The 13,428-nt window shown below is 38.0% G+C and carries 12 protein-coding genes; 8 read left to right on the top strand and 4 right to left on the bottom strand.

Annotated elements, in window-relative coordinates:
* Positions 1-10: 10 nt before the first annotated feature.
* Genes lepB through E4O07_RS06875 form a run of 3 tightly spaced genes read left to right on the top strand, consistent with a single transcriptional unit; the run spans position 11 to position 4,237 of the window.
* Positions 11-511 carry a signal peptidase I gene (gene lepB / locus E4O07_RS06885; RefSeq protein ID WP_371921969.1) on the top strand — a complete coding sequence of 167 codons (501 nt, stop codon included), beginning with the start codon at positions 11-13 and terminating at the stop codon, positions 509-511.
* Positions 499-2,361, top strand: coding sequence for a penicillin-binding protein (locus tag E4O07_RS06880; RefSeq protein ID WP_253684725.1), 1,863 nt, complete (start codon positions 499-501; stop codon positions 2,359-2,361). The genes lepB and E4O07_RS06880 overlap by 13 nt, the downstream gene beginning before the upstream one ends.
* Positions 2,342-4,237 (top strand): motility associated factor glycosyltransferase family protein, encoded by a 1,896-nt coding sequence (locus E4O07_RS06875; protein ID WP_253684724.1) that lies wholly within the window; start codon positions 2,342-2,344, stop codon positions 4,235-4,237. The genes E4O07_RS06880 and E4O07_RS06875 overlap by 20 nt, the downstream gene beginning before the upstream one ends.
* On the opposite strand, the gene E4O07_RS06870 is transcribed toward E4O07_RS06875, so the two are convergent.
* Positions 4,213-4,707, bottom strand: a complete 495-nt coding sequence (locus tag E4O07_RS06870) for a CPBP family intramembrane glutamic endopeptidase (protein ID WP_371921912.1) — start codon at positions 4,705-4,707, stop codon at positions 4,213-4,215. The genes E4O07_RS06875 and E4O07_RS06870 overlap by 25 nt on opposite strands.
* 32 nt (positions 4,708-4,739) lie before the next feature.
* On the opposite strand from E4O07_RS06870, the gene E4O07_RS06865 reads away from it, so the two are divergent.
* From E4O07_RS06865 to E4O07_RS06850, 4 genes are read left to right on the top strand one after another with little or no spacing between them, the layout of a single operon-like run.
* Entirely contained in the window at positions 4,740-5,891 is a 1,152-nt protein-coding gene (locus E4O07_RS06865) for a PilZ domain-containing protein (RefSeq protein WP_371921968.1), read from the top strand.
* A complete protein-coding gene (locus tag E4O07_RS06860; RefSeq protein ID WP_253684721.1) occupies positions 5,888-7,060 on the top strand; it encodes a hypothetical protein in 1,173 nt (390 codons plus the stop codon). The genes E4O07_RS06865 and E4O07_RS06860 overlap by 4 nt, the downstream gene beginning before the upstream one ends.
* Positions 7,054-8,595 carry a ComEC/Rec2 family competence protein gene (locus tag E4O07_RS06855; RefSeq protein WP_253684720.1) on the top strand — a complete coding sequence of 514 codons (1,542 nt, stop codon included), beginning with the start codon at positions 7,054-7,056 and terminating at the stop codon, positions 8,593-8,595. The genes E4O07_RS06860 and E4O07_RS06855 overlap by 7 nt, the downstream gene beginning before the upstream one ends.
* The gene (locus E4O07_RS06850) at positions 8,592-9,212 is read left to right on the top strand and encodes a YigZ family protein (protein ID WP_253684719.1); all 621 of its coding nucleotides are present in this window, start codon (positions 8,592-8,594) and stop codon (positions 9,210-9,212) included. Before E4O07_RS06855 ends, E4O07_RS06850 begins: the two co-directional genes overlap by 4 nt.
* Here the strand turns inward: E4O07_RS06850 and E4O07_RS06845 are convergent.
* The 3 genes from E4O07_RS06845 to E4O07_RS06835 are packed head-to-tail and all read right to left on the bottom strand — an operon-like array spanning position 9,171 to position 11,507.
* Positions 9,171-9,863: a FecR family protein gene (locus E4O07_RS06845; RefSeq protein WP_253684718.1), complete on the bottom strand. Its 693-nt coding sequence runs from the start codon at positions 9,861-9,863 to the stop codon at positions 9,171-9,173. The two genes, E4O07_RS06850 and E4O07_RS06845, sit on opposite strands and share 42 nt — an antisense overlap.
* A gap of 20 nt (positions 9,864-9,883) precedes the next feature.
* Complete coding sequence (locus E4O07_RS06840) at positions 9,884-11,056, bottom strand: hypothetical protein (RefSeq protein WP_253684717.1); 1,173 nt, start codon at positions 11,054-11,056, stop codon at positions 9,884-9,886.
* 10 nt (positions 11,057-11,066) lie between these two features.
* Entirely contained in the window at positions 11,067-11,507 is a 441-nt protein-coding gene (locus E4O07_RS06835) for a hypothetical protein (RefSeq protein WP_253684716.1), read from the bottom strand.
* 157 nt (positions 11,508-11,664) lie between these two features.
* Here E4O07_RS06835 and E4O07_RS06830 point away from each other — a divergent pair, with 157 nt between their 5' ends.
* Positions 11,665-13,428: an ATP-binding protein gene (locus E4O07_RS06830; RefSeq protein ID WP_253684715.1), complete on the top strand. Its 1,764-nt coding sequence runs from the start codon at positions 11,665-11,667 to the stop codon at positions 13,426-13,428.

Here is a 13,428-nt window from a genome sequence, read left to right as displayed (position 1 = left end):
ATTTTTTCTTATTTTACTCAAAGGCCTTCTCCTTGATATCAGGCGTGTTTCTGGTCCTTCTATGGAGCCGGCCTTAAGGGATGGGGATTATGTTATTATTTTTAAGGCCGCCTACGGGATAAAGCATCCCTTAAAAAATAAGTACCTTATCCGCCGGGCACTCCCTAAAGCCGATGATATAATCGTCTACCGAAAAGACGGCAGGTTTACGGTAAAAAGATGTTTAGGTATTCCGCAAGAGCCTATAGAATTTTATCGAAAATTAGGCTACAATGGCTCTTATGATTATTCGATGAAGGTTTCCGGAAAAGATATACCCTTGACGGCTGTACAATTCGATAATTTGGGCGGAATGATCCGGGGCGGAAAGGCTATGAAGGAGGTCTCGTTTATTCCTGCCGGAACGGTTTTGGCCGTTGGGGATAATTTAGATGCTTCACGGGACTCCAGAGATTACGGCTTTGTCCTCGTTGACGGTATTTACGGTAAGGTTTTTATATGGGAGAAGTAGATAGTTTTATTTCTAAAGGCAGGTTTTGGGCTTTTGTAGGCATAGTAATAGTATTCACATGTTTGCTTATACTCCAGTTTGCAAAGTACATGATAATGAAAGAACCTATAGTTATTAAGCCTAAAATTTCCACCGAGCGCGGTACAATATACGACAGAAATAAAAAAATCCTTGCAGTTCAAACGACTGTTTATAATCTTTATGCCGATAAGACCTTAATGAAAAAACCTGCCGAGGCAGCAAAGGTTCTTGCCCCTGTTTTAATGCAAAACGAATCGGAGCTCTTAGAAAAAATTCAAGATTCCAAATCCAATTTTTTATATTTAAAAAAAAGAATGAGCGAAAGCGAGAGGGATTTAGTTAAAACCCTTATAGATGAAAATAAATTAAGCGGGCTTAGGTTTGAATCGGTTTTTAACCGTACCTATCCCGAAAACACCTTAGCCTCTACAGTTGTAGGCTTTTTAGGTGATGACGGGAGGGGGAAGACAGGTGTAGAATACTCCCTTCAAAATATCCTCTCCCCTCCGCCTGAAACAAAGGGGTATACAGGGAAGGGTTACGATGTTTATCTGAGCATCGATGGAAACATTCAGTACATGCTCGAAAAAATTATATCGAAAACTATGGAAGAGACAAGGGCCGAATCTGCCGTTTTTCTTGCAGTTGATGCAAAGACCGGCGAAATACTTGCCTATGTAAACTCTCCTTCTGCCTCCCTTGCAAACTTTATCGAAAGCACTCCTGAACAACGTCTTGACCGTCCTGCAAACTATGTTTATGAACCCGGATCGGTTTTTAAGATATTTTCTATGGCTGCCTTCCTAGAGCTAGGAACTACTAAGGACGGTGAAGTCTATGACTGTAATGCTCTTTTTGAATTTAACAGGGCTAAAGTAAAGCCGATAACCTGTTTAAAGACTCACGGAAGGGTCAGCCCTCGGGATGTAATCCGTCTTTCTTGTAATGATGCAACTGCCCAGATTGCCGACATTACCGAAAAAAATGCCTTTTATGAAAAGATTAAACTTTTCGGCTTCGGCTCTAAAACCAATATAGAGCTTCCCGGAGAGACGGCCGGTCTTCTTGCCCCTCCTCAAAATTGGTCTGTCCGCACAAAGCACACAATTGCCATTGGTCAGGAAGTAGGCGTTTCCGCCCTTCAGCTGGTTGAAGCTGCGACGGCCTTTACCAATAAGGGTTCTACTCTCAGGCTTTCTCTTATTTCGAAGATTGCCGACAAGGAGGGAAACATTGTCTATCTTCATAAGCCTTCGGTTTTAAACAAGGTTATATCCGAAAAAAATGCCGATCTTCTTTTAAGTTACATGACAACAGGCTCCATAGAGGGTATAGCTTGGAGGGCCTCTATCAACGGTGTCCCCATTGCCGTAAAAACCGGAACTGCACAGATGGCAAATGAAAAGGGAGGCGGTTACAGTAAGACCGATTTTATTTCGAGCTGTATAGGAATTTTTCCGGCTGATGATCCTAAGATTATTTTATATACGGCTGTCATAAAACCCGTCGGACAAATATACGGCTCCATCATTGCGGCTCCTGCAATTTCAGAAGCCTCGAACGAAATTATCGACTATCTTGGACTTGCAAGGGAAAATGCCCCCACCGTTGAACACACGGGACGGATTCCCATAAGCGAAAATAAACCTGTCGTCTTAAAAGATAAGATGCCCGACTTAACGGGAGTTCCCAAAAAACTTTTACTTGAGCTTCTTTTACAAAAAGACTTTGCGGTAAAAATTACGGGCGACGGGTATGTGACTTCTCAAACGCCTCCGCCCGGAACTCCTCTTAAAAAAGGAATGAAAATTGAGCTCAATCTCGAATAAAGAAAATTTGATCTATAATGCAAAGCTTTTTTTTAAACGTTTTCCTGAACTTTGCACTGCCTTGGGCCTTGACTCTGAAACCGGTATTAAAAAATTTGCCGAAAAAATCCCTGAAACTTATACCCTCGAAGAAGCAAAATTAAAAGAGAAAGATAAAAAGATTTTTACTGCGCGCATAAACGGAAAATATATTCACTCAAAATATAATCCTATAAGCGAAGCCGAAAAAAATATCTCCCTCGATTTTTTTGAAGATAAAAAGACTAAAAGCTCTTGTGTTTTTTACGGACTCGGCTTGGGCTATACTCAGGAGCTTTATGCAAAAAGCAATCCTAAATCCTCCTTGATTATAATTGAGCCCGATCTTTTTGTTTTTTTTCTTTTTTTACAAAGCCGCCCCTTGGATGATTTTTTTATGCACGAAAATCTGATGCTTCTTTTAGGCCTTTACCCGAAAGACATCTTGGATTTTTTTGAGAGCAAATCTTTTTTTGATATTCCCGTGTTTAAAATTCAGTCCCTGATTGATGTAAGCCCTTCTTGGTTTTCCGAGCTTGAGGCCTTAAAAAAAAGGCGGAATGAAAAGACAAATTTAAATAAAAATACCTTAAAAAAATTCGGAAAACTTTGGCTTAAAAATTTTTTTAAAAATATCAGCCGCACTGAAAGTCTTTTAGGAATCAACAAAATAGAAAATATTTTTTCTTCTTACCCGGCCTTGATAATTGCGGCGGGGCCCGGCTTAGACAAGACCATAAATCTTATAAAAGAAAATGAAGATAAATTTATAATCATTGCAGCTGATACGGCCGTAAGGGCCTGCCATAGGCAAGGTCTAAAACCGGACTTTATTCTTTTAATGGATGCCCAATATTGGAACTACCTTCATCTTGCAGATCTCGATATTTCGGATTCGATTCTTATTACCGAGTCTTCAGTATATCCGGCCGTTTTCCGTCTTAAAGCAGCCGCCGAATTTTTATGCACTTCCATGTTCCCGCTTGCCCAATATATAGAAAATGCTATAGGCGAAAAGGGTAAGCTTGTTACAGGCGGTTCGGTTGCAACAGCCTGCTGGGATTTTGCAAGAATTTTAGGCTGTTCCGAAATTATTTTTGCCGGCCTCGATTTGGCCTTTCCCGATTTTCAAACCCACTTTAAGGGAAGCCGCTTTGAGGAGGATTTAAATTCATTTTCAAACCGTTTTTTCCCTTCTGAAACGGCCTCGCACCTCAGCCTTTATTCTGCCTCGCCCCAATTAAAGGAAGGCTATGAGGGGAAGGTCTTAAGCGACAAGAGAATGCAGATGTACGCTTGGTGGTTTGAAAGTAAGATTGCCGAATTTCCCGATGTTAAAACCTATAATCTTTTACCTCGCGGCTTAAAAATCCCGAATATGCCGGCTATAAATATGGAAGACTTTTTAATTAAAGCTAAGGCTTCGCCTCTTTCCAAAAAAATAAAAATCGATAAGATGAAGGCTTTAATTAACCTGACCTCTAAAAAAGAAGATAGCAGAACTTCTGCAAGCCTTTCCTCGGCCTTAAAAGAACTAAGTTCCGATTTGGAAAGAACCATGAATCTCGCAAAAGAGGGTATGGATATATGCCGAAATATTTTAGATTCTTTACAAGCCGGAAAGCCTCTTGAAGATTCTGTCATAAGCAAAAGCATGGAAAGCTTAAACCTTATCGACGAAAAAATAAAAACCGATAAGACCAACACAATAATAGGCTTTGACCTCTTGCTTGATGAGGATGAAAATAAACCCATTGACGGAAAATCTTTTACCTCGGTTTATGAAGAAAATTTTTTTATATATAAAAAGATATATGAGACCTGTGCCTTAATCTATCCTTTAAAAATTAAAAGATAGATAATGCCGTTATGTACTGAGTGCAGCAATATAATACAAAGGGCCGCATTTATACCTGCCCTTGTTATGCTGCATTTGGTGCCGAATTTTTTTTGTATAAGAACATATAAGATTCTAAAAATTATCCCTGCCGCCATAGCATAAAGCACATTAAAGAAACCCAAATAACGGTGAGCTAAAGCAAAAAAGATTATAGGTAATATTTCTGAGGCTGTTATATAGGATTTAAAAGCTTGAGGATTTTTTCCGTAAAAGCTTTTTATTCTATAGGGCAAATATATTCGGTATAGAATTTCCTCATAGGCTGCAAAAAAAACTATCTTTGATATAAATAGCAAGATATAAAAAACTCCTTCCGGCTGAGGCGGCGAAGTAAAAGCCATGTTATTTAACATCGGGGGGAGAACAAAAATGATGAAAATGAAGATAAATTCAAATAAAAACCTTAGAGTCTTCTTATCAAAATGCATAATTTATGATATTATATCATAAAGAGATAAACATGTATATTCTTATAGTTTTTGTGATTGTATTTCTTTTATTGGTAGCTTTCTCGTTTACTCTTCCCGGAAGAAAATTTTTGGACTCAATCCGCTTTTTTACCGAAGGGAAGGATAGGGGCTTTTTGTTTTCCAATCTTTTATTGTTATGGCGGACAGCCAATTATGTAGGCCTTGAAGACAAAACACGTCTTTTTTGGTCGGTTGCTGCCTTGGACGAATGTATACGATTTATTGCCCGTCAGGTTGAAAACAAGCTGGATGCCGATGTTTCCCAAAAAATGCAGATTTTACTTAACAAACTCTATGATTACCGTACAAAGATTGAGTTGGAAGAGGTTCAAAAAAAGCGAAGGCTTGAATCGACTCACGAAATTTATATCGGCCAAATTTGCATTCTCTTTGTGCCGCGAGAAACAACCGTTTACGGCAAGCTTATGGCAAACACTAAGGATGAGCTTGTATTTGCCCTGTTTGATGCATCTGCAGAAAGAGCCGAAAAAGTTAATTGGCAAAATAAGGCTATAAAAGTTTATTTTTGGAAACAAAATGATGCAGGATATGTTTTTGTTTCTGAATCCGCCAAGGCAAAAAAAATAGATGACCGTATAGAAGTTTATGTTAAACATTCAAAAAAAATTGTGCGTACACAAAAAAGAAAATCGGTTAGAGCTTCATGTGATATTGAAGGCTTGATGTTTCCTCTCCGGGCCGGTGATCCTTATAACTCCGATTATGAAACTCAAGGAGGTGTAAAAACAAATGTAAAGGATATATCGGAAGACGGAGCTATGTTTTTTGTAAGAGGCAAGGCTGCAAAGGGTATTCGAATGAAGCTGCAATTTAAACTAAAAAATACCGAGATTGTAATGTGCGGTAAAATTGTCCGTTTTGTATATGATCAACCATTGAATAAATCAAGGATACACTTTCAATGTGAATTTTTAGATCAAAGAATGAAAAATGCTATTTTATCTTACATATATAACATAGCCGTTGATGATAATACCGGATTTATAAGCAATATTTTAAATGAAGAAAACGATGCTTTGTCAAGCAATAGCCAAGAAAGAAAAGATGGTAATTTTTTGCAAGACGGTTTAATGGAAGATCAAATATTCTATGATTTTGCAGAAGGTAAGGGTTCTGTATGAAAAAGATAGTTTTTGTTTTAGTTTTTATCTTTTGTTTTGTTTCCGGTTTTGCTATAGACCAAGATGAGCTTTTGAATTTGCGTAAAGATTTTATTTCCGCAGGGATAGATGTAAAACTTGTTATCTTGCGTTCACTTTCACAATCGGATGATAGAACCTTAATTCCCGTATATCAAGATGCTGTGGAATATGTTAAAACTTCTTATGAGATATTGCAAAATGATGACAGATTATTAAATATCGGTATAATTGCGGTAACCAAGCTTGGAGAGTTAAATGAGGTAAAGTCCTCAGGAAATATACGCTATTTATTTTCTACGGTTGAAAATGAAGACTTTCAAATAGCCTGTCTAAAAAGCCTCAGTAAGTTGGTTCAAAAAGATTCAGCCTTTACGGATTATCTTAATTCTCTTTATGATGCAGGCTTATCCGATTTAATTTCGGGCAAGGCTTTTAATGTGAATCTTTTGACGGTTTATGCCGAGGCTCTAGGGAAATTTGCCGATCCTTCATCCTTTGATATCTTAGTTAAGACCTTATTTTATCCTGTAAACGATAGTTTAAAAAATACCGTAAAAACCGCATTAAATAATATTTCTTTTAATTATTTTGATGAAATTTTGGCTAAAACAATGCAAAAAAACATACAATATATATGGACACTGTATTTATTGGCAAAAGAAAATAAGCGTATTGAAGGCCCTGAACTTGGAAGGATTAGTGAGCTTGTAATTGACTACGGGCTTAAAAATCTAAAGGGTGCAGATCTTGAGAGCTCTGAAAATTTGATTGAGGCGGCTTTACCTGTTTTATCTGCGTTAAAGTGGAGTAAGGCATCTTCTCAGGTAAACAAATTTTTTTACTATGCTCAGGGATTGCGCAAAACAAGTTCAAGGGGCGATGAATTACTTATGAAGATAATTGATTGTATGGGAAATTTGGGTACAATCGAATGTTCGCAAAATTTGTCGATATTTTTAGGTGTGTTAAATTCGGAAACCGAAAAAACAAAGCAATACAGTGAGCCCCTGATGCTCAGTGTAATTACGGCTTTGAGAAAGCTTGGGGACAAAACCGCATTTGACTATCTATTGTATGTTGAGTATTTAAATTATTCTGAAACGGTTAAACAAGCTTCTCGAAATGCCATAGAGGAGTTAAAGTGGTAAATGAAAAAAAATTAAGGATCTCTTGTAATTTTTTTGTATTAAAACCGGTTGTGCTGTCTGCTTGTGCAGCAATACTATCTTTTTATTTTTTTTGTGCAGTAGAAAATTATTTTAATAAATTTTTAATAAGCTTTATTTTTATTTTAAGTTTTATAATCGGTTTTATATTTAGAAAAAAGAAGTCTTGTTTTATATTTGCGGGGCTTTTCATAGGAAGTCTTGCCGTATTGCGTCTCTTTTTTCTATCTGCAGAGCCTTTTTCCCTTGCCGAATTAAGTAAGGTTGAAAGCATCCGGGCAGAGCTTACAGGAGAAGCCTATCCTGCAGGTGAAAAATACTATGCTGCAAGTGCCAGACTGATATCTTTTTCATATAAGAATGGGGCTAAATTTTCTGCAAGGGGAAATATAAAAATATTTTTTCCTTCGGAGCTGGTATTACAAAATAATGCTTACGGAATTTCGTCCTACAAGGCCGGTTCAAGAAAAGAAGCTTTAACCAATTTTTCTAAGGGCGTAATATTTGAAACTGCGGGACGTTTCGGTGCAAAGAAAAACGGCTTGAGCCCCTTAGCCTTTTTTGGCGATAAGTCCGTGCCGGAATTTTTAGGCTGGAGATCGGCTGTTTTAAAATTAAGAGCTTTTTTGCGTTTTTACCTTATGCGTTTATTGTCAGGGTGGGGAAGTGCCGGAGCCTTACTTTTAGCCCTTCTTTCTGCAAATAGAGACTTTTTGATTCTTCCGGTTTCGGAAGCTTTTAAAAATGCAGGGCTTGCCCATGTTTTAGCCCTTTCCGGAATGCATGTTTCCTTGGTAAGCTTAACTGCCCTGCAGATGGGGTCTATATTCGGAAAAAAAAGCCTCGCAATAAAGTTTTCTTTAGTTTCCATTATTTTATTTGTTTGGTTTGCAGGGGCTGCTCCATCTCTTAACCGTGCCCTCGGTATGATGATTTTAATTATTTTAGGAAAATCTTTGGGGCTGCAGCCTCCCATGATTTCCATTTTATGTACAATGCTCATTTTTCATATTGCCGTAAAACCTGATGAGGCTCTCAGTCTAGGTTTTATGCTTTCTTACGGTGCCTTGGCCGGTATACTAATCTTTGGAAGCGCCGTATATGATATCTTAAACGGAAAAATACCTCCTAAAATATTGGGGAGTTTTTCGGCTTCGATAGGTGCGCAGACCTTTACAGCTCCTATCGTAATAAGCAAAATAGGGGTCTTGGCTCCGATTGGTATCATTGCTTCTATAGTTGTGAGTCCTCTTATATCGGCCTTTTTAATTTTAGGTCTTGCGGCAATTTTTATTTCTATTTTATTTCCTTTTACAGGCTTTATTTTTTCTTATTTATTGAATGGCTTTTATGATTTTATATTTTTTATTATTCAAATTTTTGCACTTTTTCCTCTTATGACGGCGGATACTTTTTTTGATAGTTTGGCATTTGCTTTGCTTCCCTTTACGGCCGGCATAATTTCTATGTTTTATTCCGACAGGAAATTAAAAAAGAGGGAGAATCTTTTAAAATGAAAATTTTAATACAGTATGCTTCAAGTGAGCTCAACGTAAAAAATTCAAGATTTTTAGCCGAAATTTTTCCTATAAATTCGGCATCTGAAGCCAGAGAGCTTTTAAAAATCCAAAAAGAAAAGTATGAAGATGCCCGTCATGTTGTTCATGCCTTTGTTACAGGCGAAAACGGAGAGGTCTTGGGCTGCTCGGATGACGGAGAACCTTCGGGGACAGCCGGAAGACCGGCCCTTGCAGTACTCAAGGGTTCAGGAATCACAAATATCATGCTTACGGTCACACGCCGGTTCGGAGGTACTCTTTTGGGTACGGGCGGTTTGGTAAAGGCTTATTCGGATTCTGCAAAACTTGTCTTGAATGAAGCCCAAACCGAAGAGCTTATCAAAAAAGAAACTTTTCTTTTTGAGTGTTCCTATTCCGAATGGGAAAATTTAAAGCGGCATCTTGATGAGTTTTCTGTTGAACATTTAGAATTGGCTTATGAAGAAAAGATAAGATTTAAAGGTCAAATCCCGGCAGAAAAAAAAACGCCCTTCGAAGCCTTTATTGAAAATGCTTCAAAGGGCGGTATAAGTTTAGTCTTCCCAGCCGATATTAATGCTGACTGTTGTTACTGATGATGCAATATCTACTGCATCCTCCATGGTCAAGCTCTGAGGTGTCATTGTAGGTGAATTAGCCTCTGCTTCGGCAAGAGTTTGTACAGATTGAGGTAAAACATCATTTGCCTTAATGTTTTGGGCAGGAGTTACCATACCTGTATCGCTTATGATAACGGAGTCGCCTATCTGAACCCTTGTTTCAAGGCCGTCACTGTTTGCATAGTACCATGATCCGCTAGTTCCTATTAAAAGACCGTCGGAGCTGATTTCGCCTGATGTTCCTCGAACAGAAGCCGTTGCAACAGGAGTTTTTACCTTAAACTCAACTTTTTTTGTTGAAGCCGGTTTTACATCAGCCTTTACGGAGCCTACATTTAGATAAACTTCCGAAGAAACGGCTTCATTTTTTTTCGCTATTTCTTCAATTGTAAGTCTTGTCATAGGCCTAACCGTAATAACCGAACCGTCAATTTTTAAAGTTAGTTCGGACTTAAACCCTGTAGAAATCATGCTTCCCGATTCAATTTTATTTCCTGTTTTTGCAGGAATCCATTTTCCGCCTTTTTTTATTTCTGCCTTTCCTTTAACGGCTACTACTTCGCCATCCATTGCCATAAGAGAAAAGGTAAGACAAAGAAGGCTGATAACAATAAAAATCTTTTTCATTTTATTCTCCTATAAAAACTTTAGAAAGAAATTATGCCCTTTAATCCTACTCGGGCATCAAACTTTCCATTTTTTCCTATGAACATACCTAGGTCCCCGCTTAGAGCTATATCTTGAAGTATTGTGTATTTGACCAATGCTGTCCATTCCAAACCTCTTAGAAATTTTATTCCTCTTGGTTTAGATTCTCCATACGTCATAATGTTGAATTCGGTACTTAAGAATAGATCAGGTATAGGTTTTATGCTCCCATTTAATCCCGTTTTCCATAGATCGCTTGTTTCAATAAACCTCACATTTGAAGCATTTGAAAGCGTAAAGGTTTTAAATGCTTTCCTTCCTCCGGAAAACAATTCGGTTTTTAAACCTATTTTTGAACTATACTTTTCAAAATAATAATTAAGCTCTCCTAAGAGAAAGAAGCCTGTTTGCGTCTCCCTCTTATTCCTTGTTATAATTGAAGATGATCCTGATGCATTATAAAAAAGACCTTTTACTATAGGTCCGTTTACAGATATGGATATATAGTTATTTGTCGATTTTGCATTCGTTGTTGCAATAAAGGAACTTAAATCCAAGTCTACCTTGTGGCGCAGCGAAGCGAAGGGCAGTCTGAATAATGCGGACATATGAACAAAAGAAGGTGAAAGCTTGTAAACTTTTGTATCCTTTTCGGTTATGGACTTTATATCTACTGCAGTTGTGGGGTTTACATAAGCATTTACAAGACCTGTATACCCAAGATTAAAAAACATTGAAAACCGAGGCATATCATATGAAACATAAACACCATCAATATTTTGATTTAAAATCTTTGCCGTAATATCCGATATATTGTATCTTCCTGCATCAATATTCAGGCTGTTATCGCCTATGGGAATCAGAAAGCTGAATTTTAGCATATCCAAGTTCGCTATATGCATAAGGTGATTGTTGACGTCAAATTCACTTTTAGGTTTTATAGGTTTTTTTAAATTCAGCAAATATGAAGACTGAACGGCAAAGTTATAATTTCCTTGTTTATCGAGGTTTTGTTTGGCCCAAAGAGATATACTGTCGAAATGGGTTAGATTTGTGGTTTGTTTGCTAAAATCAAGCCCAACACCGGTTTTAAAAATTCCGCCTGCTTCAAAGGCTGAAAGACTCACCGAAATAATCAAAAAGAAAAATATAAGGCTTCGTATTTTTTTCATTTCTTTCTCCTTATTTATCTGCTTTGGGCATTATTTTTGCCAGTAGATTAATTGCCGCAAAGGGTGTGATATTTGAAGACGGAACCGTTTTTTGCGGTATTATCTTCATTATCTTAAGCTGCCTAAAAGCATAATGCGGACTTTTTGTAATTCCATACCATAACCCATGTTTTATTGAAGAGTATTGTAAGGCTAAATTTGAAAATTCGTCAAATCTAATCGGCTCATCATATTTTTTGTTTTCAAACATCTTAAGACCTTTAAATTTATCAAATGCAGCTTGATAAGAATCGGTTTCCTTAACCTCTCCAATTGCCGTTCCTACTAGGTAACATGCTTGACCTCTTGTCAAAGTCTTAGACTGCAAAATCTCATCAACTTTTTCTGCCGATTGAGCAAAAACAAGAGATCCAAGACTCAAGCATATTAAAACTAAGTAAAGCTTTTTCATACTTCCTCCTCAACTTCTCATAAGCTAAACTAATTATAGCACAAAAAACAAAAAATAACAATCAAAGCGGAAAAAAAATACAATTATAAATTGCAATCAATTTCTTCTTGAAATTTTATTTTTTTTGTTGTATGGTTATTGTAAGGCGGGAGGGATTATGGCAGCAGGAAAACAGCTGATTAAAGAAAATAGTGCCTACATAGATATTTTGCCTGAATGGGCTCAGGAACTTTCCAGAAAATATTGTTCAAAAACTGCAAACCTTTACTTTGTACACGGAAATATAAGAGATTTTTTGCCTCACCAAATAACCGAATACGGGCATAATTTTTTATTTGTAAAAATAAGGGACTATATTTCCGAGGTTCTTTTTGGAAATCAAGATATAATAGTGTATTACGATAAATCCGGAGGAATTTCTTTTTGTACATCGGACATGGAAAGATCCTATCTTGAAACAATGCACAGAACCTATCCCGATGTGCCTCCTGCGGCCTTTTTGTCCCGCGATCCGGAAGAGGCTTTTTCATACCTTGAAAGGTACTTTGTGCTTAATTTCGGGAAAAATTTGAGGATTGTGCTTATTGTAGACTATGCCGAAACCATAATTCCGGCCGATGAGATAGGAAATTTGGATGAAACCGACAGGTACTGCCTTGTTACCCTAAACAGGTGGTCTCATGAGCCTTCTTTTACACGGGAAGATATCTCCATAATAATGCTTACGGAAAACCTCACAGACTTAAATCCGCGCCTTACAGCCTCTCCTTCTACAATAAAGGTGCGTATTCCTCTGCCGGATGCTGCCGTGAGGGTCAATTTTTTGGAACATCTAAGACGTACTGAAGAAATTCTTTTAGCCGAGAGAGGCTTAAGTCCTGAAAGAATGGGAGCTCTAACCTCGGGACTAAATCTTTTAAACCTTTACCAGCTTGTGGGGGAGTCCTATCAAGATGATAAACCCATAAGTTTGGATTATTTGGCAGCCAAAAAGAGGGAGATTATCGAAAATGAGGCCGGCGGCCTTTTGGAATTTATAGATACCGATTATGACCTTTCCCTTGTTTCAGGCCATGACTTTGTAAAAAAGCGTTTTAAAATAGCTGCAAAGGCCTTAAAGGCTGCAAGAACCGATGTGCTTCCCATGGGTTATCTTATTTCGGGGCCCATAGGTACGGGAAAAACCTTTATAGTTTCGGCCTTTGCAGGAGAGATAGGCATTCCCATGGTTAGGTTACGCAACTTCCGCTCCCAATGGCAGGGGGCCACCGAATCGAATCTTGAAAAGGTCTTAAATATTTTGCGGGCTATGTCGCCTGTGGCTGTAATGATAGATGAGGCCGATGTAGTGCTTGGAAACCGCACTGCAAACGATGTATCGGGTACTTCGAGCAGGGTCTTTGCCCAGATAGCGAATTTTATGGGAAACACTGCATACCGGGGAAAGATTATCTGGTTTTTGATTACCTGCCGCCCCGATTTGATTCCTGTCGACTTAAAACGGCAGGGCAGGGCTGAAGAGCATCTGGCTCTTTTTTACCCCGAAACCGATGCCGAAAGGTTAGATCTTTTTGAAACCCTCCAAAGAAAGCTCCGTATCAAGCTCCATGAGGTAAACTTAAATTCTGTTATTAAAAAGATTAAATTCGATGTATCCGGTGCAGATATTGAAGCCATACTTGTGCGGGCAAAAATGAATGCAACTGTTGAAGGCCGTGCTATGGTTATACAAAAAGACTTGGAGGAAACTATAGCCGATTTTATTCCGCCTTCTTATCCCTATGAGATAGAACTGCAAAATTTGGTAGCGGCAATAGAGTGCACAAGCAAGGAGATGGTCCCGAAAAAATATCAATCGATGCAGCGTTCGGCCATGTCTGCCGAAATATTCGAGATAAAACAGCTTTTAGGCGAAAAATAA

Source organism: Treponema sp. OMZ 798 (genome assembly GCF_024181385.1).
Taxonomy (GTDB): Bacteria; Spirochaetota; Spirochaetia; order Treponematales; family Treponemataceae; genus Treponema_B.
Note: the sequence above shows the minus strand (reverse complement) of the source record. Positions and strands in the feature narration are given on the sequence as shown.